Source organism: Enterococcus sp. AZ140 (assembly GCF_051714405.1).
GTDB lineage: Bacteria > Bacillota > Bacilli > Lactobacillales > Enterococcaceae > Enterococcus_B > Enterococcus_B pernyi.
In genome coordinates this window covers 1,719,918-1,743,386 of sequence record NZ_JBIORU010000001.1, presented here as the reverse complement: position 1 = coordinate 1,743,386, position 23,469 = coordinate 1,719,918, and the positions used below count along the sequence as shown (strand labels likewise).

Annotated in this window: 20 protein-coding genes; 18 read left to right on the top strand and 2 right to left on the bottom strand. The window is 39.3% G+C overall.

Going from position 1 to position 23,469, the window contains the following annotated elements:
- The first annotated feature begins 1 nt into the window (after nt 1).
- Together IGJ39_RS08070 and IGJ39_RS08065 are read left to right on the top strand one after the other, a co-directional pair.
- The gene (locus IGJ39_RS08070; RefSeq protein WP_195339195.1) at nt 2–931 is read left to right on the top strand and encodes an ABC transporter ATP-binding protein; all 930 of its coding nucleotides are present in this window, start codon (nt 2–4) and stop codon (nt 929–931) included.
- A 1-nt stretch (nt 932) separates the two neighbouring features.
- A complete protein-coding gene (locus IGJ39_RS08065; protein WP_019724351.1) occupies nt 933–1,691 on the top strand; it encodes an ABC transporter permease in 759 nt (252 codons plus the stop codon).
- A gap of 94 nt (nt 1,692–1,785) precedes the next feature.
- Here IGJ39_RS08065 and glmS read toward each other — a convergent pair whose 3' ends face one another.
- Complete coding sequence (gene glmS / locus IGJ39_RS08060; RefSeq protein WP_019724352.1) at nt 1,786–3,594, bottom strand: glutamine--fructose-6-phosphate transaminase (isomerizing); 1,809 nt, start codon at nt 3,592–3,594, stop codon at nt 1,786–1,788.
- A gap of 391 nt (nt 3,595–3,985) precedes the next feature.
- On the opposite strand from glmS, the gene IGJ39_RS08055 reads away from it, so the two are divergent.
- The 7 genes from IGJ39_RS08055 (at nt 3,986) to yihA (ending at nt 10,779) form a co-directional block, all read left to right on the top strand.
- Nucleotides 3,986–4,276: a hypothetical protein gene (locus IGJ39_RS08055; RefSeq protein ID WP_019724353.1), complete on the top strand. Its 291-nt coding sequence runs from the start codon at nt 3,986–3,988 to the stop codon at nt 4,274–4,276.
- 11 nt (nt 4,277–4,287) lie between these two features.
- Nucleotides 4,288–5,313 carry a signal peptide peptidase SppA gene (gene sppA / locus IGJ39_RS08050; protein ID WP_195339196.1) on the top strand — a complete coding sequence of 342 codons (1,026 nt, stop codon included), beginning with the start codon at nt 4,288–4,290 and terminating at the stop codon, nt 5,311–5,313.
- Nucleotides 5,314–5,501: 188 nt separating this feature from the next.
- Nucleotides 5,502–6,179 carry an RDD family protein gene (locus tag IGJ39_RS08045; RefSeq protein WP_066025367.1) on the top strand — a complete coding sequence of 226 codons (678 nt, stop codon included), beginning with the start codon at nt 5,502–5,504 and terminating at the stop codon, nt 6,177–6,179.
- Between the two features lie 88 nt (nt 6,180–6,267).
- Nucleotides 6,268–7,203, top strand: a complete 936-nt coding sequence (locus IGJ39_RS08040; protein WP_019724419.1) for a hypothetical protein — start codon at nt 6,268–6,270, stop codon at nt 7,201–7,203.
- 151 nt (nt 7,204–7,354) lie between these two features.
- Complete coding sequence (gene tig, locus IGJ39_RS08035) at nt 7,355–8,641, top strand: trigger factor (RefSeq protein ID WP_010735252.1); 1,287 nt, start codon at nt 7,355–7,357, stop codon at nt 8,639–8,641.
- Nucleotides 8,642–8,828: 187 nt separating this feature from the next.
- The gene (clpX, locus tag IGJ39_RS08030) at nt 8,829–10,076 is read left to right on the top strand and encodes an ATP-dependent Clp protease ATP-binding subunit ClpX (RefSeq protein ID WP_065097099.1); all 1,248 of its coding nucleotides are present in this window, start codon (nt 8,829–8,831) and stop codon (nt 10,074–10,076) included.
- A gap of 115 nt (nt 10,077–10,191) precedes the next feature.
- A complete protein-coding gene (yihA, locus tag IGJ39_RS08025; protein ID WP_029594239.1) occupies nt 10,192–10,779 on the top strand; it encodes a ribosome biogenesis GTP-binding protein YihA/YsxC in 588 nt (195 codons plus the stop codon).
- A 68-nt stretch (nt 10,780–10,847) separates the two neighbouring features.
- Here yihA and IGJ39_RS08020 read toward each other — a convergent pair whose 3' ends face one another.
- The gene (locus IGJ39_RS08020; RefSeq protein ID WP_019724257.1) at nt 10,848–10,997 is read right to left on the bottom strand and encodes an SPJ_0845 family protein; all 150 of its coding nucleotides are present in this window, start codon (nt 10,995–10,997) and stop codon (nt 10,848–10,850) included.
- A gap of 126 nt (nt 10,998–11,123) precedes the next feature.
- Here IGJ39_RS08020 and IGJ39_RS08015 point away from each other — a divergent pair, with 126 nt between their 5' ends.
- From IGJ39_RS08015 to IGJ39_RS07975, 9 genes are all read left to right on the top strand, one after another.
- Nucleotides 11,124–12,449: a hypothetical protein gene (locus IGJ39_RS08015; protein ID WP_066025343.1), complete on the top strand. Its 1,326-nt coding sequence runs from the start codon at nt 11,124–11,126 to the stop codon at nt 12,447–12,449.
- Between the two features lie 254 nt (nt 12,450–12,703).
- Nucleotides 12,704–13,456, top strand: coding sequence for a DeoR/GlpR family DNA-binding transcription regulator (locus tag IGJ39_RS08010; protein WP_195339197.1), 753 nt, complete (start codon nt 12,704–12,706; stop codon nt 13,454–13,456).
- On the top strand, nt 13,453–14,367 hold the full coding sequence (gene pfkB / locus IGJ39_RS08005; protein ID WP_019723908.1) for a 1-phosphofructokinase: 915 nt from the start codon (nt 13,453–13,455) through the stop codon (nt 14,365–14,367). Before IGJ39_RS08010 ends, pfkB begins: the two co-directional genes overlap by 4 nt.
- 18 nt (nt 14,368–14,385) lie before the next feature.
- Nucleotides 14,386–16,317 carry a PTS fructose transporter subunit IIABC gene (locus tag IGJ39_RS08000; RefSeq protein WP_019723909.1) on the top strand — a complete coding sequence of 644 codons (1,932 nt, stop codon included), beginning with the start codon at nt 14,386–14,388 and terminating at the stop codon, nt 16,315–16,317.
- Nucleotides 16,318–17,048: 731 nt separating this feature from the next.
- Nucleotides 17,049–19,205 (top strand): hypothetical protein, encoded by a 2,157-nt coding sequence (locus tag IGJ39_RS07995; RefSeq protein WP_195339199.1) that lies wholly within the window; start codon nt 17,049–17,051, stop codon nt 19,203–19,205.
- A gap of 65 nt (nt 19,206–19,270) precedes the next feature.
- Nucleotides 19,271–19,735 carry a hypothetical protein gene (locus IGJ39_RS07990; RefSeq protein ID WP_081308311.1) on the top strand — a complete coding sequence of 155 codons (465 nt, stop codon included), beginning with the start codon at nt 19,271–19,273 and terminating at the stop codon, nt 19,733–19,735.
- A gap of 28 nt (nt 19,736–19,763) precedes the next feature.
- Nucleotides 19,764–20,375, top strand: coding sequence for a hypothetical protein (locus tag IGJ39_RS07985; protein WP_195339200.1), 612 nt, complete (start codon nt 19,764–19,766; stop codon nt 20,373–20,375).
- A gap of 18 nt (nt 20,376–20,393) precedes the next feature.
- A complete protein-coding gene (locus tag IGJ39_RS07980; protein WP_195339201.1) occupies nt 20,394–20,645 on the top strand; it encodes an LPXTG cell wall anchor domain-containing protein in 252 nt (83 codons plus the stop codon).
- A 223-nt stretch (nt 20,646–20,868) separates the two neighbouring features.
- Nucleotides 20,869–23,061 carry a hypothetical protein gene (locus tag IGJ39_RS07975; RefSeq protein WP_195339202.1) on the top strand — a complete coding sequence of 731 codons (2,193 nt, stop codon included), beginning with the start codon at nt 20,869–20,871 and terminating at the stop codon, nt 23,059–23,061.
- The last annotated feature ends 408 nt before the right edge of the window (nt 23,062–23,469 follow it).

Sequence of the window (23,469 nt, the reverse complement as noted above, 5' to 3'; positions counted from 1 at the left end):
TATGGAAAAAAAGAAAATAATCGAGATTATCGATTTGAAAAAAAGGTTTGCTGAAAAACAAGTACTAAAAGGAGTTGATTTTACAGTTGAACGTGGAGAAGTTTTTGTGCTATTAGGTTCTAATGGAGCAGGAAAAACGACACTTGTTAAAATGTTGACAACGATCCTGCCATTTGATGATGGGCAAGTTTGGATCAACGGGTATGATCTAAAAAAAGAGAGTGCTAAGGTGCGAGAAACCATTAGTTTGACAGGACAATTCGCAGCAGTGGATGAGCTGCTGACCGGCTATGAAAATATGAAAATGATCGCTGAGCTTCGCCATGTGAAAGAGAAAGAAAAGGTTGTCGAGAGATTATTAGAACGGTTTGATTTACAAAAACACAGCCAAGTCCTAGTTAAAAATTATTCGGGTGGGATGCGTAGACGTTTAGATATCGCCATGAGTTTTATCGGTGACCCTCAAGTGATTTTTCTCGATGAACCGACAACAGGCTTAGACCCACAAAATCGCATTGCCACTTGGCAACTAATCAAAGAAACAGCGACAGCAGGACGAACGATTTTTTTAACGACACAATATCTGGAGGAAGCCGAATATCTAGCAGACAAGGTAGCTATATTACATGAAGGTAAAATTATTTTGAATGCTACACCACAAGTAGTCAAAAACACATATGACAGCCAATCAATGGCAATCAATGTGTTGACCAAAAGTGATTTTTATCAACTTTTAGCACATTTGGATCGTCGAATATTATCAAAGGATGAAGAAAAACTTTCTGTGACTGTCAATGTAGGGAATGCTTTCAACGATTCGGTTGATCTTCTGGACGAATTAAGAGAAATACCGATTACGATCACAAATTTCCAACTGAGAAATGCCTCATTAGAAGATATCTTCTTAAAGCTAGTACAAGGAGGAGTTTAAAATGAAAACCATTAGCGAAACGAACACATTATTCAAGCGCAATCTGAAGTTATCATTGCGAAGCCTAGAAACGGTCATGAGTGGGCTATTGCTACCGGTACTGTTGATGTTGCTCTTTGTATATGTACTTGGCGGAGCCATGGATGTGGGGGAGTTGTCTTATGTTGATTTTGTTTTACCAGGTGTATTAGTCCAATGTATTGCTCAAAGTTCCTCTGTTGTGGGGATAGTAGTAAATCAGGATGTACATTCTGGTATGGTCGAGCGACTCTTGACGCTGAATTTATCAAAGTCAGCATTTTTAAATGGGCATGTATTCGCGGCTGCGCTTCGAAGTGTGATGAGTAGCTTCATCGTTTTACTTGTGGCTGGGCTCATTGGCTTTCGTCCCAGTGCCAATCTTGCAGAATGGCTAATTGCTTGGCTGTTGATTTTTTGTTTTATTCTTGCGTTTACTTGGATCTCGGTTTTGTTTGGATTATTAGCAAAATCAGCTGAAATGGCAAGTTTAGTTACTGTATTGACCACCGTATTACCATACTTAAGTGCTGGTTTTGCGCCGACTGACAACATGCCTACAGCGATACGACTGTTTGCCGAGTATCAACCGATGTCACCAATCATCGAAGCGCTTAGAGGGTTATTGTTAGGTGTGCCAAATCCACCGTTAGGGTTAGCGTTTCTGTGGAGTATTAGCTTGATTTTTGTTTTTAAGTTCTTAGCGATAGTGGCTTTCAACGGACGTGTGAGAAAGAAGTAGTTTATTTTCTTGTTACAAAAATCCCTGCAAGAAACGGTAGTGCATTTCTTACAGGGATTTTTGAACGGTATTTTATTTAGCAGTAGCCGAGAGATTACTCAACTGTTACTGATTTAGCTAAGTTTCTTGGCTTATCCACATCATAGCCGCGTAGCAATGTCGCATAGTAAGCAAGCAATTGCGTCGGGATGACCATGGCAAGAGGAGAAAGGTATGGATGGACAGCAGGAATCACTAATTGATCCGTTTCTTTTTCTAATCCATGTGCCGCGATCACTAAGGTTTTGGCACCACGACTTTCAACTTCTTTTAAGTTGCCACGTGTATGAGCCCCTGTGATTTCCTCACTAATAATTCCAATTACTGGTGTGCCTTCTTCAATCAGTGCAATGGTACCGTGTTTCAATTCACCGGCAGCAAAACCTTCTGCTTGGATATAGCTGATTTCTTTTAGTTTCAAAGCAGCTTCTAAAGCGACATCGTGATCGTTGCTACGGCCGATATAAAAAGCGTTGCGCGTGTCATTCAAGAATTCCGCAGCTAGTTCTTGGAGTTCATCTTTTTGGGTAATTACTGTTTCCATCGCATTCGCTACCATACTCAATTCATGCGCTACATCAAATGTCAATGAACGTTTATTGCCTTTTTGATCACCGACTGCTTTTGCAAGTAAAGCTAGTACAGCGATTTGAGCAGTATAGGCTTTAGTTGAAGCAACAGCGATCTCCGGACCTGCATGTAGCAACAGAGTGAAGCCGGCTTCTCTTGATAACGTAGAACCAGCAACGTTCGTGATCGTCAATGAAGGATGGCCTAATTGATTGATCTTGACTAACACCTGACGACTATCAGCGGTTTCGCCACTTTGACTTAAAAAGATAAAGAATGGTTTTTTCGATAATAAAGGCATGGTATAACCGAACTCACTGGCCAAATGGACTTCTACTGGAATGTCAGTCATTTGTTCGAAGGAATGCTTGCTCGCTAATCCCGCATGATAACTTGTGCCGCATGCCACGATGTAAATACGGTCACTTGCTAACAGTTCGTCCATCAATTTGTGATCTAAAGGAATTTCATTGTCCTCATTCACATAGGTTTGCGCGATTTTACGCATGATGATCGGCTGCTCATCGATTTCTTTCAACATATAGTAAGGGTATGTTCCTTTTTCAATGTCAGAAGCGTCTACTTGTGCTTCATAAGAATCACGTTCTATAATCGTACCAGTCATTGTTTGGATCGTGATATCATCTGCTTGAACGATCACCATTTCTTGGTCTTCGATTTCAATAAATTCTTTAGTGTAAGCAAGCATCGCCATCGCATCACTTGCGATCACATTGAATCCTTGGCCTTTACCGATCAATAAAGGACTTTTGTTTTTGGCAACGAAAATTGTTTCAGGAGCTGTGCGATCCATCAAGGCAAAAGCGTAAGAACCTTCGATGACTTCTAGCGCTTTTCTAAATCCTTCTTGTGTATCTTGCGTTTCTCCCACGAATTTTTCAATCAAATGAACAACGATTTCCGTATCTGTTTCGCCAATGAAGTCATCAGTGGCTACGTATTGTTGTTTCAATTCTTCAAAATTTTCAATCACCCCATTGTGGACTAAAACAAAACGTCCGCTTTGTGAGTGGTGGGGGTGCGCATTTTTCTCAGCGGGTTCCCCATGAGTTGCCCATCTTGTATGACCGATACCTGCTGTACCAGTTGTTTCTGGAGATAATTTATCTTTAAGGTTTTGGATTCTACCGCGTGCTTTGACTAAATGGTCCTGTTTTCCATTTGAGACAAAGATACCCGCCGAATCATACCCGCGATATTCTAATTTTTCTAAACCATTGATCAACCCTGGTGTCACGTTCTCTAATCCAATCATTCCAACAATTCCGCACATAAAAAAACATCCTACTTTCTGTTATAAACTTGATATTAGCGTTTCCAACTGCGTAAGAAACCTTTTGTTCTACCTTCACAGATAGTTTTTATGTTTCTTTTTAGGGTGCAGTCCCTAGGGCCATCCGCCGAATCCTTCGATCAACCCTTTCCTCGTCATCTGTTAAAACAGACCTGGCGCTATTCCGTATTGGTCTAATTATCCTCCTGTTATTATTTTCTTTGGAAACATCTAAAATCATAACGTTAATGTGTGAGGTTTGTCAATAAAAAAGACAAAAAAATAAATTGGTATATATCTAATTGGGATGAACGAAAGAAAAATATCAAATTCGACTATCATCTTTTCTTGTAGTTCGGTACAATAATTATAGATAGAAGGAGGATGAAAGATGGAAGAGAAGATAGAAATCATGACGTTGGGGATGTTAAAAAAACAAATTGCAGCATTTGAAAAAACAGAACACGTGACGGATGACACTAAAATCTTTTTGGATACCGGATGGGACAGTATCCAAGAAATCGCCCCTGATGCGTTCGAAATCGAACGTGCGCAACAGTTTGTCGTTGAAGATGAATTGACCCACGAACAGTTTACTGGTTACACCCTTGAAGAAAAAGCAGAAAAGATGAATGCGATACCTGGTTCTGAAACGGTGATCGTGATTAGAAATCTATATTAGGAGCGTGTAAAATGAATAAGAAACGTTGGATAGCAGTACTGATTGCTGCCGGCTTATTGGTTGTTTCGTTGGTATCATCAAGTTTGACGCAACCGCAAGAAGAGGTGCAGATGGGGAACATCAATAGTTGGTTATATGGGGACGATGAAATGTCACCGGTGGTACTTGAAGAAGGCAGTGGCATGGGAAGGATTGCAAAATTGTCCGTTGATGGTGCCATAGCTAGTGGAGGCTCTTCTGGTTTATTTGCTACTGAGAGTTATAATCATGAAGACTTCTTGAAACAAATTGAAGCGATCAAAGCCGATGAACGTGTCAGTGGGATTTTGTTGGAAGTCAATTCTCCGGGTGGCGGGGTTTATGAAAGTGCAGAAATTGCCAACTTACTCAACGAGGTCCGAGCAGAACGTGATCTACCGATGTATGTCAGCATGAAAAATATGGCTGCCAGTGGTGGTTACTATATTTCCGCACAAGCAGATAAAATCTTTGCAACGGAAGAAACAGTGACTGGTTCAATCGGTGTCATCATGTCCGGACTCAACTATTCGGGCTTACTTGAAAAAATCGGTGTCGAAGATACAACAGTAAAAAGTGGCGCACTAAAAGATATGGGATCGGCTACTCGACCTGAAACTGAGCAAGATCATGCAGTGTTGCAAGCTTACATCGATAACGCCTATAATCGTTTTGTTAAAGTCGTTAGTGAAGGAAGAAACAAATCAGAAGATGAAGTGAAAAAAGTCGCAGATGGTCGTATTTACGACGGTGTACAAGCGAAAGAAGCAGGTTTGGTGGACGAAATCGGCTATCCAACAGATGCTTTAGCTGCGATGAGAAAAGATCTTGATCTACAAGATGCTGAGTTAGTCGAATACTCAACTAGTTCTACTGGATTTGGCAATACTTGGTTTGGTGCAAAATTAGCAGAATTACAAGGGTTGCAAGCTTCTGAAACAAGTCAGATCTTGTCGTTACTTGAAAGTCTAGGAACAGCAGAATCTCCAAGAGCAATGTATCTATATGGAGGTGAGTAAGCATGAATGAGAAATCAACGAACGCGTCAACACCCGAAGAACGCTCAAAGACCAATGAGGAACCGAAAGTAGCTGAACGTACAGAGGGATCATCTAAACAAGTTTTTAAGGTAGAAGAAAATAAATTAGTAGATCCTACTAGTAGAAACCAGGATACAGTAGACGCTTCAGTTGCTCCTAAAGACGAAATTACAGCTGACAAAAACACAAGTAGCTCGTCGGAAGAACTTGAGTTTGCAGCACAAGCAAAAAATGACCAACCGGCTGTAGGACCAGATCCGGGATTTTCTCAAAAGGTGCTAAGTTCCTTTGAAGAAAAACCACTGTCAGAAACTGAGATCAAAGAAAATCAGAAAAAATGGAAAAAATATACAGAACAGAAAACCGAGGAACCAAGTATCAATCGTTTTCCTTATTATTTCTTTGCCGGTTTTTGGGTTCGTTTTGCTGCGTTTTTGGTTGATCTGATTTGTATTGGGTCAATCACTCGCTTAACGTTAGGTATCGCAGTGAACCTAGGATGGCTTCAAGTTTCTGATTCTTATTTGAGTATCTATGGTAGTTTGTCGTTGATCGCCTATTTAGCTTATTTTATTTTATTGACGAAATGGAATCACGGACAGACGATTGGAAAAATGATTTTTGGTATTCGAGTGATCAGTTTTGATGAAGAGGAACTTTCATGGAGTACAGTATTAGTCCGTGAGGGCGCTTGTCGCTTCATTTTGAGATTTCCGTTACTTTTTATCGGCTATCTCCCAGTCATCTTTAGTAAGAAAAAACAACACATCGGTGATTATTTCTCAAATACGAGTGTAGTAACCATCAATATGATCAAAGCATTTAATCAAGAGATGAATGCTTGATGCTTTAGGTAGAGAAAATGGCTGAATATGGTTATTATTCAATAAGTCGTGTCAGACAAATGATAAAACAGTGAAGGGAAGAACCTAAGTGAGACCGATCGATTTTCCTGATAAATACGACAATTTGATGCGTATTGGCCAACAGGCATTAACAGATCATCAGTACAGTCAAGCAAAAGAGCTGTTTGAACGTGCATATGAACTTGAAGCAACATTTGAAGCGAATACGTTATACGTGTTGGCACTATCAGAATTGGATATGTGGGAAGAAGCACTTCATCAAGCACTTTTGCATGAAAAACAGTATTTGATGAATGAAGAATTGGCTACTTTTTACTTTGATCTACTGATTACAGCAAAAGATTTTTTATATGCACGAAAATTGATTGCAAGTGCTGATTTTCCCGATGATTTTGAGCAAGCAGTTTTGTTAAAAATCCAACAATCAGAAGAATTAGTCGGACAGATGCGAAGACAGAAGATTCGTGAAATCTATCAACTGGTCGAAAAATTACCTTTTGAAAAACCGACTACCCAGTTGAGTTATATCCAAGAAATCGAGCAACTGCCTTACCACGAATTTATCCAGACCGCTAGAAAGTTGATCGTTTTAAAAACGGTCCATGTTCTTGTAAGGGCCAAGTTGCTTGAGTCGCTCGTTCAAGTCAAAGAAGCAGCACCGGTTGCATACTTGACGATCGAGGAAGAGTTGATCGAAGTGATACCAAAGAAAATGGTGCGTCCAGAAGAGCAAACCTCCTATCGACGAATCAAACAAATGGCGGAAGCATATGAGCGAGAAGACGCCTTAATGAGTGAGAACTTGAAAGAAGAGTTTGCGATGCAATCGGCGATCGTTTATCCGATCTATGATAGCTACATTGGAAATCTTGACAAATGGTTCAAACAAACAGTAGCAACCTATACGAATCAGCCGTGTGAGGATCTTTTGGCATCTGAACAACACGAATTCACTGAAAAAAGAAATAAAATAATGACAGAACTATTATTATTCAATACGTAAAAAAACAGAGGAAAAGATAAAAAAGTCATGAAAAACGTGGATTCCCCTCGTTCAATATGTTTACAATTTGGAAGGGTTAGTGTACTATTTAAAGGTATGCATGAAACGTTTTTGATGTATCAAATGAATTTCTAAACTCGGAGGGAAATAAATGACTGCAACATTCGAAAAAAAAGGCACAAATGATGGTGTTTTAACATTTACGATCGGGCAAGATCAAATTCAAAAAGGATTAACAACTGCCTTTAATAAAGTAAAAGGAAACTTGAACGTTCCTGGATTCCGTAAAGGAAAAGTATCTCGTCAAGTATTCAACCGTATGTACGGAGAAGAAGCATTGTACGAAGATGCATTGAACGCTGTCTTACCTGAAGCATATGAAGCAGCTGTTAAAGAAGCAGCAATCGATCCAGTTTCTCAACCTAAGATCGATGTAGCAAGCATGGAAAAAGGTCAAGACTGGACGATCACAGCAGAAGTAACTGTAAAACCTGAAGTAAAATTAGGTGATTACAAAGACTTAGTGGTTGAAAAACAAGACCGTGAAGTAACAGAAGCAGACGTTGAAGAACGTATTAAACGTGAACAAGAAGCGCAAGCTGAATTAGTCATCAAAGAAGATGCTGCAGCTGAAAATGGCGACACTGTTGTCATCGATTTTGAAGGTTTCATCAACGATGAAGCATTCGAAGGCGGAAAAGGCGAAAATCATTCACTTGAATTAGGATCAGGTTCATTCATTCCTGGTTTTGAAGACCAATTAGTTGGCCACAAATCAGGCGAAAACTTAGATGTTACTGTGACATTCCCAGAAGATTATCAAGCAGAAGATCTTGCGGGTAAAGAAGCAGTCTTCAAAGTAACGATCCACGAAGTAAAAACAAAAGAAGTACCTGAACTAGATGATGAGTTCGCTAAAGATGTAGACGATGAAGTATCTACATTAGCAGAATTAAAAGAAAAATACATGAAAGAATTGACTGAAACGAAAGAAAAAGCTGCAGAAGATGCAAAAGATGAAGCAGCAATCAAATTGGCAGTCGAAAATGCGGAAATCGTTGATCTTCCACATGTTATGGTCCATGATGAAGTTCACCGTTCAATGGACGAATTCTTGAACAACATGCAACGTCAAGGAATCTCACCAGAAATGTACTACCAATTAACTGGTTCAACAGAAGAAGACTTGCACAAACAGTTTGAAGAAGAAGCAGAAATGCGTACAAAAACAAACCTTGTGATCGAAGCTGTAGCAGCTGCTGAAAACTTAGATGCAACAGAAGAAGAAATCACTGCAGAGATCCAAGAATTAGCAGAAACTTACAATATGCCGATTGACCAAATCAAACGTGTATTGACAGAAGATATGCTAAAACATGATGTGATCATGAAAAAAGCAATCGAATTGATTACAAGTACAGCAAAAGAAGCAGAATAAGCGAATAGAATTGTTGATCTGCATCTATATGAAAGAGTCCAGGCGCTTAGATGAAGCCTAGACTCTTTCGTTTTGTTTTAAACTTCTTTGATACTTTTGCTTTTTTTTAAATTATGGTATGATAGGGAAAGACTGTAAAGTCTTTGATAGTTTCTTGCGAATCAACGCAAGTTAAGGGGTGAAGACCATGTATGATAATCCAAGTGGTAATGAGACTGTACGCTGTTCTTTTTGTGGTAAAACACAAGAAGAAGTAAAGAAAATCGTAGCAGGTCCGGGGGTCTACATCTGTAACGAATGTATCGACCTATGTAAAGAAATCATTGATGAAGAATTCTATGAAGAAGCAGTACGAGAGTTTACTGAAGTACCGAAACCTTCTGAGATTCTTGAAGTATTGGATAATTATGTGATTGGACAAGAACGTGCAAAACGTTCATTGGCTGTAGCTGTTTACAATCACTATAAGCGTGTCAATCAAGAAGCACAAGACAGCGATGATGTCGAATTGCAAAAAAGCAATATCTGCCTGATCGGTCCAACTGGTTCAGGTAAAACATTCTTAGCGCAAACATTAGCAAAAACATTGAATGTACCATTTGCCATTGCTGATGCAACAAGTTTGACAGAAGCGGGTTATGTAGGTGAAGATGTCGAAAATATCTTATTGAAACTTTTGCAATCTGCTGATTACAATGTTGAACGTGCGGAAAAAGGAATCATCTACATTGATGAGATCGACAAAATTGCACGTAAAAGCGAAAATGTATCCATCACACGCGATGTATCAGGGGAAGGCGTACAACAAGCCTTACTGAAAATCTTGGAAGGAACAGTTGCCAGTGTGCCGCCACAAGGTGGACGCAAACATCCTCATCAAGAATTCATCCAAATCGATACGACGAATGTGTTGTTCATTGTCGGTGGTGCGTTTGATGGCATCGAAACAATCGTAAAAAATCGTATGGGCGAGAAAACGATTGGTTTCGGTACACAAAACCAAAAACTTTCAGAAAATGAAAGTGTCATGCAACATATCATTCCTGAAGATCTATTGAAGTTCGGCTTGATCCCAGAGTTTATCGGACGCTTACCTGTAATGGCTGCGTTAGAAAAGCTAACAACCGACGATTTAGTTCGTATCTTGACGGAACCGAAAAATGCGTTAGTGAAACAATACCAAAAATTACTTTCACTAGATGACACTGCTTTAGAATTCGAACCAGAAGCACTAAAAGCCATTGCGAAAAAAGCAATTGAGCGTAATACTGGTGCACGTGGTTTGCGTTCGATCATCGAAGAAATCATGATGGATGTCATGTTTGATATTCCTTCTGATGAAACGATCGAAAAAGTGATCATTACAAAAGAAGCTGCCGAACTTACCGGCAAACCAACAGTTATTTACAAAGACTCAGAAAAAAAAGCGGGATAAAATGAAAGGAGCAGTCGTGAAAGTTTTAGCAGCTTTTTCGACTACTCCTTTTCATTCTGTCGAAGAAAGTGGAGAGGGATTGAGCCGCTTTGCCGCTTTGAAGGAGAGAGAGCATATGAAAGTCCATCATGCGGATATTGTGATCAGTGCGGTTGCACCGAAACAATATCCAGAAACAGATCTACCAGAGATTGCCTTAGCAGGTCGCTCAAATGTCGGGAAATCTTCCTTTATCAATACGCTGATCGATCGAAAAAATCTCGCACGTACATCAGGTAAACCAGGGAAAACACAAACCCTGAATTTTTATCTGATCGAAAATGCGTTGCATTTTGTCGATGTTCCAGGTTATGGTTACGCGAAAGTTTCTAAAACTGAGCGTGCGAAATGGGGACAGATGATCGAAACTTATTTGACATCGAGAGAACAATTAAAAGCAGTGGTGTCACTGGTGGATGTTCGCCATAAACCATCGCAAGAAGATATCCAAATGTATGAATTCTTAAAATACTATGATATCCCAGTGATCGTTGTTGCGACAAAAGCAGATAAGATCCCTCGTGGAAAATGGAACAAACACGAAAGCGAAATTAAAAAAGCGTTGAATTTCGATCGCAATGACACATTCATTTTATTTTCTTCTGTAACTAAACAAGGAAAAGAAGAAGCATGGAAAGCGATCGAAGACGCGATCAGCGAGTAAACAAATAAGACTTGATACTTAGGTTGAAAGGCAAACTTTCAAAAGCTAAGGCATCAAGTCTTTTTTGTTTATTTCTTTTTTTTGTCTTTTTTTGGTTCGCTTTTTGGTTTTAAAAAGCGGTCAATGTCTTCTTTTGGAGCAACGGTCTTTTCCGGATCAACACCAAAAGATTCAAATAGTTTGTCGAAATTATCTGTACGCTCAAATTTCAATCCCATGTTTATCACCTCTTTCTTTATTTTAACATGCTACCCCACAATCGGTGGCATAAGACGAAAAGTTTTAGTTTTTTTTTATTATTCGTTATAATTTGATTATAAATAGATTTGAGAGAGGTGAGAAATATGGTGTCGAAAGAAAAAATGATGTTCCGTCTCGTCTTGACCAGAGATCGTACGAACGAAAAAGAAGAAGCCTATGATTGGTCCATGCTGACTCGTATCTTGCTTACCCCTGACTTTTTCCAATCCTCTCGTCATACGAAAGAACCATATACCTTAATTGGACTAAAAAAAGCCTTAGAAGAAATCTCTGATGAAGAGATCGGTTGGTTTGAAATTTATCAGAATGATCTCACTTGCCGTTTCGAATTTGGCTATCATCATCTCCAAATTGATTATCAGTTTTTGTGGCAGGTATTTCAAAAAAATGAATCGGTGATTCGAAACTATCTTCAAACAAAAATGCAAAAAAATGGTATTTTTGCTTATATGAGAAGTGTCGAAGAATATTTATATCATAATACGAAAGAAATCGAAAATCGTTTATCCTTTGAATCTGCCGAGAACATCGAGAAGTTGCCTAAAATCAAAGGTCGAAATGGGCAGATTGAGGTAGATTGTAACCAGTTTCCCGGTTATGATCTAATCGTAGAAGGGCGTTGTTTTACTTCTTGTTGGGAAATGTATTATAGTCAATATTATTATCGACTGATCCCTAAAGAGATTTTTTTGGAAATGCAACAGGTGGAGGAAATCACCCAATACGAGAATCAAGTCATTGGTATCCAGTTGTATCGCGAGCCATTTCGTTGGCAAAGTGAAGCGAATTTAAAATTTCAACAATACTATCGAGATCAATTAGGCTTTGATCATTTGTCGTGGGACAACGGTGTTGGTTTACTGAAAGAGCCATTTGTCGAGTATGCCTATACTCAGGACTCCTTGCAAGCGGTCCAGTATCAAAATCATTTGATGCAACCAACAGAAAAGAAGAAAGCAACATTTTTCGTAACAAGAAGCTATGATTTTGCTACTTATGATTACAAAGAAAAAAGAGCGAGAGGTGTCCTGAATCGTCAAGCATTTTTTCCTTGGGTCGATGAAAGCCATAGCCAGTTGATCTGCTATAAAGTGATCGATCCAACATTCATGTTAGACAAGGGAATCGATGCTTATAGTTATTATATTAATGAATACTTGAATGTCGAAGCCCCCGATGAAATGTACCAAGACTATTTGACCTCATTGCGTATTTACTTGCCGACTAAGTTTTTAGCTGATTTTCCCATTGAGGAGATCCGCAATCGATTATCAGAGATCCAATTCAAACGAATACGCAAGAGAAGAGGACGTTTAAGCTTTGATGCAGTTCAAGGAAAAAAACGTCTTCGGGTCGTCTTGTTAGATCAAGCGGAATTGTCTGGGAATCTATTGATGCAGAAAAATTAGCTGATTTCAATCATTTGCAAGAAAAGCTGGATCATACTTAGATGATCGGAAAAGTGAAATGGTAAAGTAGTTTAAAATCTAAAATATCAAAAGGCATCCACAAAAATTGAAGTATGATTTTGTGGATGCTTTCTTACTTGTAGTTAAAGTTACGTGTGTATTCAAGATTTTTATCGTTTTTGAATGTTTTTGAATGAATCTTGTTGAATGTTGAATAAAAATATGCTAGAATCTATCGTGAGGTGATCGTGGAAATGCTTACAGAAGAACGTAAACAGAAAATCCTACAACTATTGGAACAACATAAAATTGTCAAATCCCAAGAGTTAGTAGTCTTGTTAGATGCTTCTGAATCAACGATTAGACGGGATCTCCAAGAGTTAGAAGATGAAGGTTTATTGCAACGTATCCATGGAGGAGCAAAAAAAGAGGATCTTTTAGGTTTTGAACAAAACATGAGTGAAAAAACGCTCAAAAACGTTCGTGAAAAGCAAATGATTGCACGATTAGCAGCGGAACTAGTGAACGATGAAGAAGTCATTTATCTTGATGCAGGATCAACCACGTTAGAGATGATTCCTTTTTTAAAAGATAAACAGATCACTGTTGTGACCAATTCAGTGAAACATGCTGCCGCGCTAGTTGATCTACAAATCTCAACGATCGTCCTAGGGGGCCAAGTGAAACTCTCAACGAATGCAGTTTTAGGAGCTAATACACTTAGCCAATTACAGGCTTACCATTTTAATAAAGCATTTATGGGAATGAATGGCGTTCATCTTGAACGTGGATTCACTACCCCAGATCCAGAAGAAGCAGCGGTCAAACGCTTAGCCATTACAAATGCCCAAGATAGTTATGTTTTACTTGACCATACGAAGTTCAATAAGCAAACCTTTGTTTCTGTTGCACCACTGCAAGATGCCACGATCATAACCGAGCGTTGTCCACTAGAATTTCTTGACGACTACAGTGAACGGACGACAATTAAGGAGGCAAATCAATGATTTATACAGTAACGCTTAATCCATCCATCGATTTTATCGTACGAGTAGATGGATTAAAACTCGGTGATTTAAATCGAATGACCGAAGATTTCAAAGTCCCTGGAGGAAAAGGGATCAATGTTTCCCGTATTTTGAAGCGCATCGATTCTGATTCGACCGCTTTAGGATTTCTTGGTGGTTTCACTGGGAATTTTATTTCTGACTGGTTGAAAGAAGAACAAATCGCAACAGCTTTTACACAAGTGGAAGAAGATACTCGGATCAACATCAAATTAAAGTCTGATTCTGAAACAGAGATCAATGGACAAGGACCAACAATCTCGGATCAAGCCATTGAACGTTTGAAAGCAGAATTAGCAACTGTTGGAGCAGACGATATCGTGGTATTATCAGGAAGCGCACCTGCGAGTTTACGTGCTGGATTCTATCAAGAATTGATTGAGATCATCCGTGAAAAAGGTGCTGAGTTTGTGATCGATACTACCGGCGATGATTTGAAAGAAGCATTAAAAAAGGAACCGTTGTTGATCAAACCAAACAATCACGAATTAGCTGAATTGTATGATGTGACATTCCATTCCGTTGAAGATATCATTCCTTACGGCAAGAAATTATTGGCAGAAGGAGTAAAAAATGTGTTGATTTCAATGGCTGGGGATGGTGCTTTATTGTTCACAAAAGAAGGAACCTACCGTTCCAATGTATTAGTTCGACCATTGAAAAATTCAGTGGGTGCCGGAGACTCGATGATTGCTGGTTTTATCGGTTCATATAGCAAACATAGAGATGCGGTAGAAGCGTTCAAGTGGGGTGTGGCATGTGGAAGTGCAACTGCTTTTTCGGATGATTTAGCGGTTCGCCCATTCATTGATGAATTGTTACCAGAAGTAGAAATAACAAAAATTGATTAATATCGTGGGGGATAAATCATGGAAATCAAAGACTTAATGATCAAAGATGCGATGATCATGGATCTACAGGCAACTGATAAAAAAGGCGCCATCGATGAAATGGTCCAAAAAATGTATGATGCAGGTCGTATCTCAGATATCGAAACTTATAAACAAGGGATCTTAGCTCGTGAAGCTCAAACATCCACTGGGCTAGGCGATGGCATTGCGATGCCACACGCGAAGAATGCTGCTGTCAAAGAAGCAACAGTTTTGTTTGCGAAAAGCAAGAAAGGCGTAGATTATGAAGCACTAGATGGTCAACCAACTTTCTTATTCTTTATGATCGCCGCACCAGAAGGAGCAAACGACACACATTTGCAAGCATTAGCTGCCTTATCACGTTTATTGATCGATCCAGATTTTGTTGGAAAATTAAAAGAAGCAGGAACACCGGAAGAAGTCCAAGAATTGTTCCAAACAGCTGAACAACAAAAAGAAGCAGAAGCGTTAGCAGAACAAGAAGAAGCAGCACAAACAGCGGCTTCATCTAATAAAAAATTTGTTGTTGCAGTTACTGCATGTCCGACAGGGATCGCCCATACTTACATGGCTGAAGATGCGCTGAAGAAAAAAGCCAAAGAGATGGGTGTTGAGATCAAAGTTGAAACAAACGGTTCAGAAGGAATCAAAAATCGTTTGACTGCTGAAGATATTGCTCGTGCAGATGGCGTCATCATTGCGGCTGATAAAAAAGTCGAAATGAATCGTTTTGACGGAAAAGAATTAGTCAATCGTCCAGTAAGTGACGGTATTCGAAAAACTGAAGAATTGATTAACTTAGCTGTCAGTGGCTCAGCACCAGTTTTCCATGGTGATGGAAAAGAAAATTCTTCTGACGAAGGAAGTGCAGATGGAACGATCGGCCAACGAATCTATAAAGATTTGATGAACGGTGTTTCTCACATGTTACCATTCGTTATCGGTGGTGGGATTGCTATTGCATTATCATTCATGGTCGATCAATTCATGGGTGTACCACAAGATCAATTAGCAAACCTTGGGAATTACAACCAAGCAGCAAGCTGGTTCAATCAAATTGGACAAGCTGCATTTGGCTTTATGTTACCAGTTTTAGCAGGATTCATTGCTTCAAGTATTGGTGACCGTCCTGGATTGATCGTTGGTTTTGCAGCGGGAGCATTAGCAAATACTGGCGGTGCTGGGTTCTTAGGTGCCTTGATCGGTGGTTTCTTAGCAGGTTATGTGATCGTCTTCTTACGTAAATTGTTTAAAAACTTGCCTAAGTCACTGGAAGGAATCAAAACGATTCTATTCTATCCTGTTTTTGGATTATTGATTACCGGTTTCTTGATGTTGATGGTCAATGTACCGATGAAAGCACTGAATGATGGTTTGAATAGTTTCTTATCTGGACTTAGCGGTTCAAATGCTGCATTATTAGGTGCGTTACTTGCTGGGATGATGGCTGCCGATCTAGGTGGACCAATCAATAAAGCAGCATATGTGTTCGGTACAGCAACATTAGCAACCACTGTCGCAACCGGTGGTAGTGTTGTGATGGCTTCCGTTATGGCAGGAGGAATGGTTCCACCATTAGCTATCTTCGTTGCAACACGTTTGTTTAAAAATAAATTCAGTAAAACAGACCAAGATGCTGGCTTGACAAACATTGTTATGGGGCTCTCCTTCGTAACCGAAGGATCGATTCCATTCGCCGCAGCTGATCCAATCAGAGCCATTCCAAGTTTCATTATTGGTTCTGCATTGACAGGTGGTTTAGTGGGAGCGTTTGGTATCAAATTGTTAGCACCACATGGCGGGATCTTCGTTGTCTTCTTACTAAGTCATCCGATTATGTATCTTGTATTCATTGCAATTGGTGCAATTGTTTCTGGAGTAATTTATGGTGCTTTAAGAAAATCACCAGATGCAGTTAAAGTAGCCTAATCTTTATTAAAAATATAAAACAGACTAAGAATAGTGGGTAAGGTATTCGACGGAATATCTTACTCACTATTTTCTTGTAATCAAGTATAGTGAGAGTGAAAGGAAGCTCGAACATGATCTCATGGACTTCGAGTCCGTGTAAAGGGAAGTCAAATCGGAATGAATCAGTGAAGGTCTTTCAATCAAATAATAAAAGATGTCGGGACAGAATTGTTCAGCCTCGAGAAATAAAGCGTCATCCACGAAAATTGTTCTTCAAATTTTTGTGGATGGCGCCTTATTTTTTCGAAGAGGTTACTTCTGTTGCCACCGTTTATTCGGTTATAGGTGTAGGTAGAACGAATGTTCCACTCCTTTTTTTCAACTTTTGTTAGTAGATGATCAAATCTGATTCGCTAAGATATAATTGGTCTGAGATTCTCAATAGGTTGAACAATCATTTCTAGTGACAGAAGAATAGTGTCGCCAAGACGTTCTGAATTGGTGAAACCAGGAGATAGCCTGTAAGTAGTCAATTCAGAGGACATAAGCATATATGTGAAAATTTGAACATGCCATCGTTAAAAAATCTACTGTAATTCTTATAAAAAAACACGAAAGTTATTTATTGACACTTTTAACAAGTGTATAGTATTATCGTTTTATCATATTATTTTAATCTTTTACGCATTATTTTATTTCAATATATTAATTTAGGGAGGTAATTTTTTTTGATAAAATTCCTTTTTTTTATGGGTTTTTTAAGCTTTTCTCTTGTTCCATTAACAAATAATTATGCGGATGATAGTTATTTCGAAGTTATTGAAAGCGATAGTTTTATTGAAAATGTATATCAAGATGAACTAAAATTAGAAAATGATGAAGATATAATACAACACTACGAGGATGAGAAAGAGGATGTGTATGAAAGAGAGAACGAAGAAAGTATTGAAAGGAAGGACATCCTAGAAATAGAAGAATATCATTTAAGATCTGATCAACAGGGAACAGAAGAAAATCCATTTCTCGCTGGAACAGCAACTGAATTAAAAAGCGTCCTGAATACGATTCGAACTGATCCAGGAACAGGGACTTATCACGTAGTGTTAACAAACAATATTTTTTATAATGCCTCTGATGTATTCGACATCCATAAGAATGTAGTGATCGACGGACAAGGGTTTCATATGTTATATGCCAATAATGCAAGTACGATTGCAAGTAATACAGGGTTTCGCATCAGGGCTTCAGGGATAGAAGCGACATTACGAAATATGAATTTTGGTAGTGATACCTTGACAGATGCGTCGGGACGAGTGTATGACAACAACACGTATTATGGCATCATTGGTTCAGCAGGAACGACAGGAATCATCTTTACCGCAATTTTAGAAAACGTAAATTATCACGCACGTACGGGCGCTCAACCATTTTTAACATGGAATCAGCAATCGAGGTTTATATTCAAAGGAGAAAATACATTTACAAGTCGAGCTGGTACGAGTAGTCAGGAATTTATGGAAGGCTATAATGTCATTTTTGCCGAAGGCTCAAAAACGACAATCGACCATCAAACAGAACTACATACCGGATTCTTTTTTGCCTTTGGAACTGGGGGATCGGCTGGTAGCGATGGTCGTTTACGCATTACAGTAGAAGAAAATGCAGAAGTCCATATTATCTCTTCCAAGCAAAACTTTACTTTTGGGGCAGATGTCATTTTTACGATAGCAGACAGTGCGAAGTTCTTTTATCAACAAGCAGCTAACCGTCCTTTGATTTTCTCCAATGCGCGATCTACCACGATCAATATCGAAAAAAATGCACAAGCTACATTTTTAAGTCATGGTCGAATCAATTCAGGAGGGAATGTTACTTTTAATGTTAACGAACCGGACTTTATTCGTTTCCAAAATACTGGAAATACTAATGGGTTATTTGCAAGAAATATGGCATTCAATCGATTAGATGGAATTTTGGGTGAGGTTGGTGACTATCAGTTTTATTATTTAAATCAAGCACAAAACTTACAAAGAAGAGAAGTTCCTGGAAGAGTTTCTCAAACATTAGCGGACAACCAGTTTAGCCATACTGCCTTGCGACAAGCGGTCTATCAAAAAGGTATCCAAGTGACTTGGGACAATGTGGTGGATGTTAGTATTGGTAAAAGCGAATTACTCACTAAGATCGATTCCTATGAACCGGCTAGACGTATCTTGACAAAAGTGAATTATAAGTTGAGTACAGAGCGTCTGTGGAGCGGTGATTCAATTACATCGGATAGCGCACAAGCAGCCATCGACCAGACAACACTTGATACATCAGGTGTTGTCGCCGCTGAAAAATCTACGAACTTGTCATGGCACAATGGTCAGTTACGGGCTGGAACATACTATGTCTATGTTCAGGTCGCTGCAGCGGTCAATGACGATCCGCAAATGCAACTTTTTGCAAGTGAGAGTCTATGGGAAGAAAAGCAAATTACGATTGACCGAAGTCCGATCCATGTGGAAGTTCCCTTGCAGAAGCTGTTTGATATTCGTGAATCAGGGACTTTTTATAAGATTGAGCATAGTCAACCGATCATTAGTCATAGTAACTTTCCTATCGATTTTTCTGTCACTTATGTCGCAAACTATTCAGCCAACCCGACAATTGCTTTAGTGGATCATATTACTGAAGCGAATGAGGAGGATCACTTATTACTTAATATCGGAGCAACTGATGGACAGAAATTAGGACCATTGATGATAGGTGAAAACAAACTTGATGCGATGGTCCTAGAGCCCTTTTTGACTGATCCACTGGAACTTTTTTTAAAGGGTGAATTTTCTGGGTCTATATTTAAAAAGCATGAAGTAGATTTTCGACTAACTTATACGCTATCAGCAAAAGGAGATGAGGATTAATGGAAGAAGAAATGGATCAAAAACGTAAAAAACAAATCATCATCATCATATTTATACTTTTCTTAATGGTAATTGCCGGTTGGCTGCTTTACCGCCATTTTTCACAAGAAACGCCTGAACCAGTGACACTTGTTAGTGGGGAATTCCTTCCAGATGGAAAAGATGCGCAACGAATCTCAGAAGAAGAGTTGTTAGAATTATCGCAGACAGCAGTTGATAGAAGTAAATTCAATCTAATGATTTCACCAGAGGCGACGTTTAATCACCGAACGCTGCAAGGTGAATTGATGATCAAGAACCCACTTGAAAATGGCCATCCCATCAATGTGGAAATACGAAAACAGAGTAACGATGAACTTGTTTATACATCTGGCGCAATCCAGCCAGGGTATGAAATAAAAGAGGTGACACTTGAACAGTCACTGGAGAAAGGAGAACATCCATCTGTAGCAATGTTTAGCTTGTACGATCCAGATACGAATCAGAAAAAAGGACAAGTAGCAGCTGGAGTAACACTAATCATCGAATAAAAAATACAATAGACAGGGGAATATTAGGATGAAAAAGAAATTATTAGCAAGTTTATTCGTTTTAGGAACAACTGCGGGAGCGTTCTCGCCAACGACGATTTTAGCAACGGATGTTATTGGAGAACCAACGGCAGACATTACGATTAATGGATCTCTAGGGGTCGATAATACCGATCCAAACGAAGAAATCGATGAAGGACAAACGGATTGGATCAACGTAACACTAGATACGGCAACTATTTTCTATAACGTTTCTGGTACAACGAATATTAATTCACCGACTTACAACATCGCAAATAACTCAGGTCGTCCGGTAAAGGTATCCGTTCAGAACTTTGCTCAAACGGACGGTTCTGACCTTGCTGTCATTAGTGGCTTGAATTTTATTTCAAGTTTAGATGGAACCAATGTAAATCAGCCGCTGATCACTAGTGGCGTGCTTGAAACTTTCACTACACCAGCTGAACTCTTTACTTTGTCAAATAGTGCTGGGAACCTGACAGCAGATGGTACTTCGACTGGTAGCAATGCTACGACATTCAAGTATGAAGGTTCTGTAACAGCAGATAATATTACTCCAATAAATCCAACATTCACACTGACACTTCAATTAGACGCAGTTGAATTTACAACCAACTAAGTATAGAAGGGATACACTATGAGTACGACAACGATTGAATTGAACGGGATGTTAGGAGTCACAGAGCAAGCGCCAACACCAAAAGAAGAAACACCTTCCCCTGAAACAAATTCAACGATTCGTTCCGAAGTGAAGGTGATCAATCCTTTACCAAAAACAAATGATCAAACTGGATTGTATCTCTCGCTATTAGGATTGATACTCATTCTACTTGTATGTTACACATGGTCGATCAGACGCAACCTGAAAGCCCATCATATCAACAGTTGAAGTAGAAAGAATCCAACTGAGCCATTCCGCTCGTTTTGTGGTAGAGAGAAAAGAAAGAATCAATTTAAGCCTAGGCTTAGGTTGATTCTTTTTTCTAAAATGATTATCTCATAGTTTCATTGATCTTCCATCCTGATTTTTTATCAAATGTTTCCAACTATATTTTTACAATACTGTAAAAATCGTGACAAGCTTATTACCTAACCTCAAAAAGGAGGGTATCATGAAAAAAATAGTAAACATCCTGTTGCTTTCCATTTTTATATGGAGTAGTTTGTTTCCATATCCTCTAGTCTATGCAGATGTCGAAAGTCAGATCGAGGCCTCTGAGTTAGAAGTAATGGCAGAAGACAGTTCGACTGATGATGATGTTAACGAGGACGAGCAGAGTGCAGAGGAAGAGGTACAAGAAGTCAACAGATTAGAGGAATACGCTGATTCAGTCGTCCTACCAGAAGAAGAACCAACAAATGAAGAGATGATTTCTGCTTATAGTGGTACGGGAACATCTGCCGATCCCTTTACCGCGGGTTCAGTAGCAGAACTGATCACCGTCTTACAAACCATCACAAGTGCAACAACTCCAGGGCCCTATTATATCGAATTGACAGCGAATATCGTCTACCAAGACTCTCATTCATTCAGTATCAATAAAGATGTGGTTATTGATGGTCAAGGATTTTATATGCTGTATTCCAACAGTTCGAGTCCCGTTGCGTTGGATACTGGCTTTCGGGTTAAAACGTCTGGCGTGACGGTAACGTTAAGAAATATCAACTTCGGTAGTGATACATTGATGGATAGCAGTAACCAGGTTTATGATAACAGCACCTATTATGGCATCATTGGGGCTATCGCTGATTCAACCACCTTTCATGCGATCATGGACAATGTCAATTACTATGCCCAAACTGGCGCACAGCCTTTCATTTCATGGAATCAACAGTCAACGTTTACATTCCAAGGGGAGAATGCATTTGTTGCAAGAGCTGGAGTAGCTAGCGAGGAATTTTTAGAAGGCTATAATGTCATTTTTGCAGAAGGATCGAAAACAACGATCGACCATCAGACAACTAGTAATACAGGATTATTTTATGCTTTTGGAACGGGTAGTTCAACAGATGGTCGTTTGCGAATCACAATTGAGGAAAATGCGGAAGTGGATATTATTTCGACTAAACCCTCTTTTACGTATAATGCTATTTCTTCTGGGGTCGATTTTACCATTGGGGAAGGTGCAAGACTTTATTACACCCACGTAGGAACGGATGCGATGTACTTTTCGAATATGGTGGAGATGAACATCACTGTTGGCAACGATGCTCAAGTTTCCTTTGTCAACACGGGACCATTCAATTCAGCGCCAGCAAATTTGCTCAGTAGTTCGCTCACCTTCTACGTTGACTCACCTGATTACATTCGTTTCAAAAATACCAGTACAACAGGAACAGGTCTATTTACAAGAAATATAGCCTTCGTTCGCGAAGATGGCACCGCTGGCGTGACTGGTGATTATCGCTTTAGCTATTTAAATGCAAGTAGTCAATTGCAAGAAAAAGAAATAGCTGGGGTATCCTCCAACACATTGAACAACAATTATTTCAGCAATCCTTCACTAAAGCAAGCGATCTACCAAAAAAGAATCGAAGTGATGGATTGGAGCAATGAACCGGATGTAGCAGTGAACAAAAGCGAGTTGACGACGACGATCGATCGTTATGATCCGCCTGCACGACAAGTGACTGCGGTAGAGTACAAGTTAAGTGACAAAAGTTTATGGACCGGATCTGACATCAATGATGCACAAGCGCAATCACAGATCGAAAACGCAACACTGGCGACAAGTGGAGTCCTAGCAGTCGAGACGTCTGAAGAACAAGTATGGGTAAATGAAGATCTAATGGCAGGGACGTATTACGTGTACGTGAAACTTACTGGTATCATCAGTGATGATCCAGATGTACAAGCGTACACGACAAAGAGCAGGTGGGCCGAAGCAGAGATCGTGATACCAAAAAGCACCCTCAGTGTAGAAGTGCCTTTGGAATTAGTCTTTGGGACGAAAGAAACAGGTGCATTCAGTGCAACTGAACATGCACAACCAATCGTTAACCAAAGCAATTTCGCCATTGATTTCACGATTGCAGAAGTAACGGATCAATCAGAAGAAGCAACGATTTCTTTAGTCGATCAGCTATCTGTGAATGGCGAAAACGAGTTGTTACTAAACCTATCAAAAACCGATGGACAATCCATAGGCCCTATGCTCGTTGGTGTAAATGATACGGATGCAATGGAACTTCTTCCATTCTGGGAAACGAGTCATGATCTTTATATCAGTGGACAATTTTCAGGACCGATTGTTATCAGGCATCAACCGAGCTACCTGTTCACGTATCTACTGACAGTACAGTAGAAAAAGTTTGAACTAGTAAAATCTAAGTGAACTTCAATTTCACTTCCTACAAGCAAATCGTTTGTAATCGATAAGCAACCACAACCAACTTGTTTGGTGGTTGCTTTTTTTGTGTATTTTTTTGTGGAAAGTCCAACATAGAGTATCTTTATTTGCTGTAATGATCTTCATAGGTTAATCAACATCACACGCCTCTATGAACGCTTATTTTGTACTTTTAAAAGGGAGTATCATAGATGATACTAAATAATTATCCGTTTTTTTTTGATTGAGAATAAACAATCTAAAAACAGTAGACATTTGATTTGCCAAGTGTTGTAAACGTTTTATAGAGTGGCGGAGCTACCTTTATCATACATGTTAAATATTGATCTAAAAGGCGATTTTATATAAAAAGCGTTATTCAAG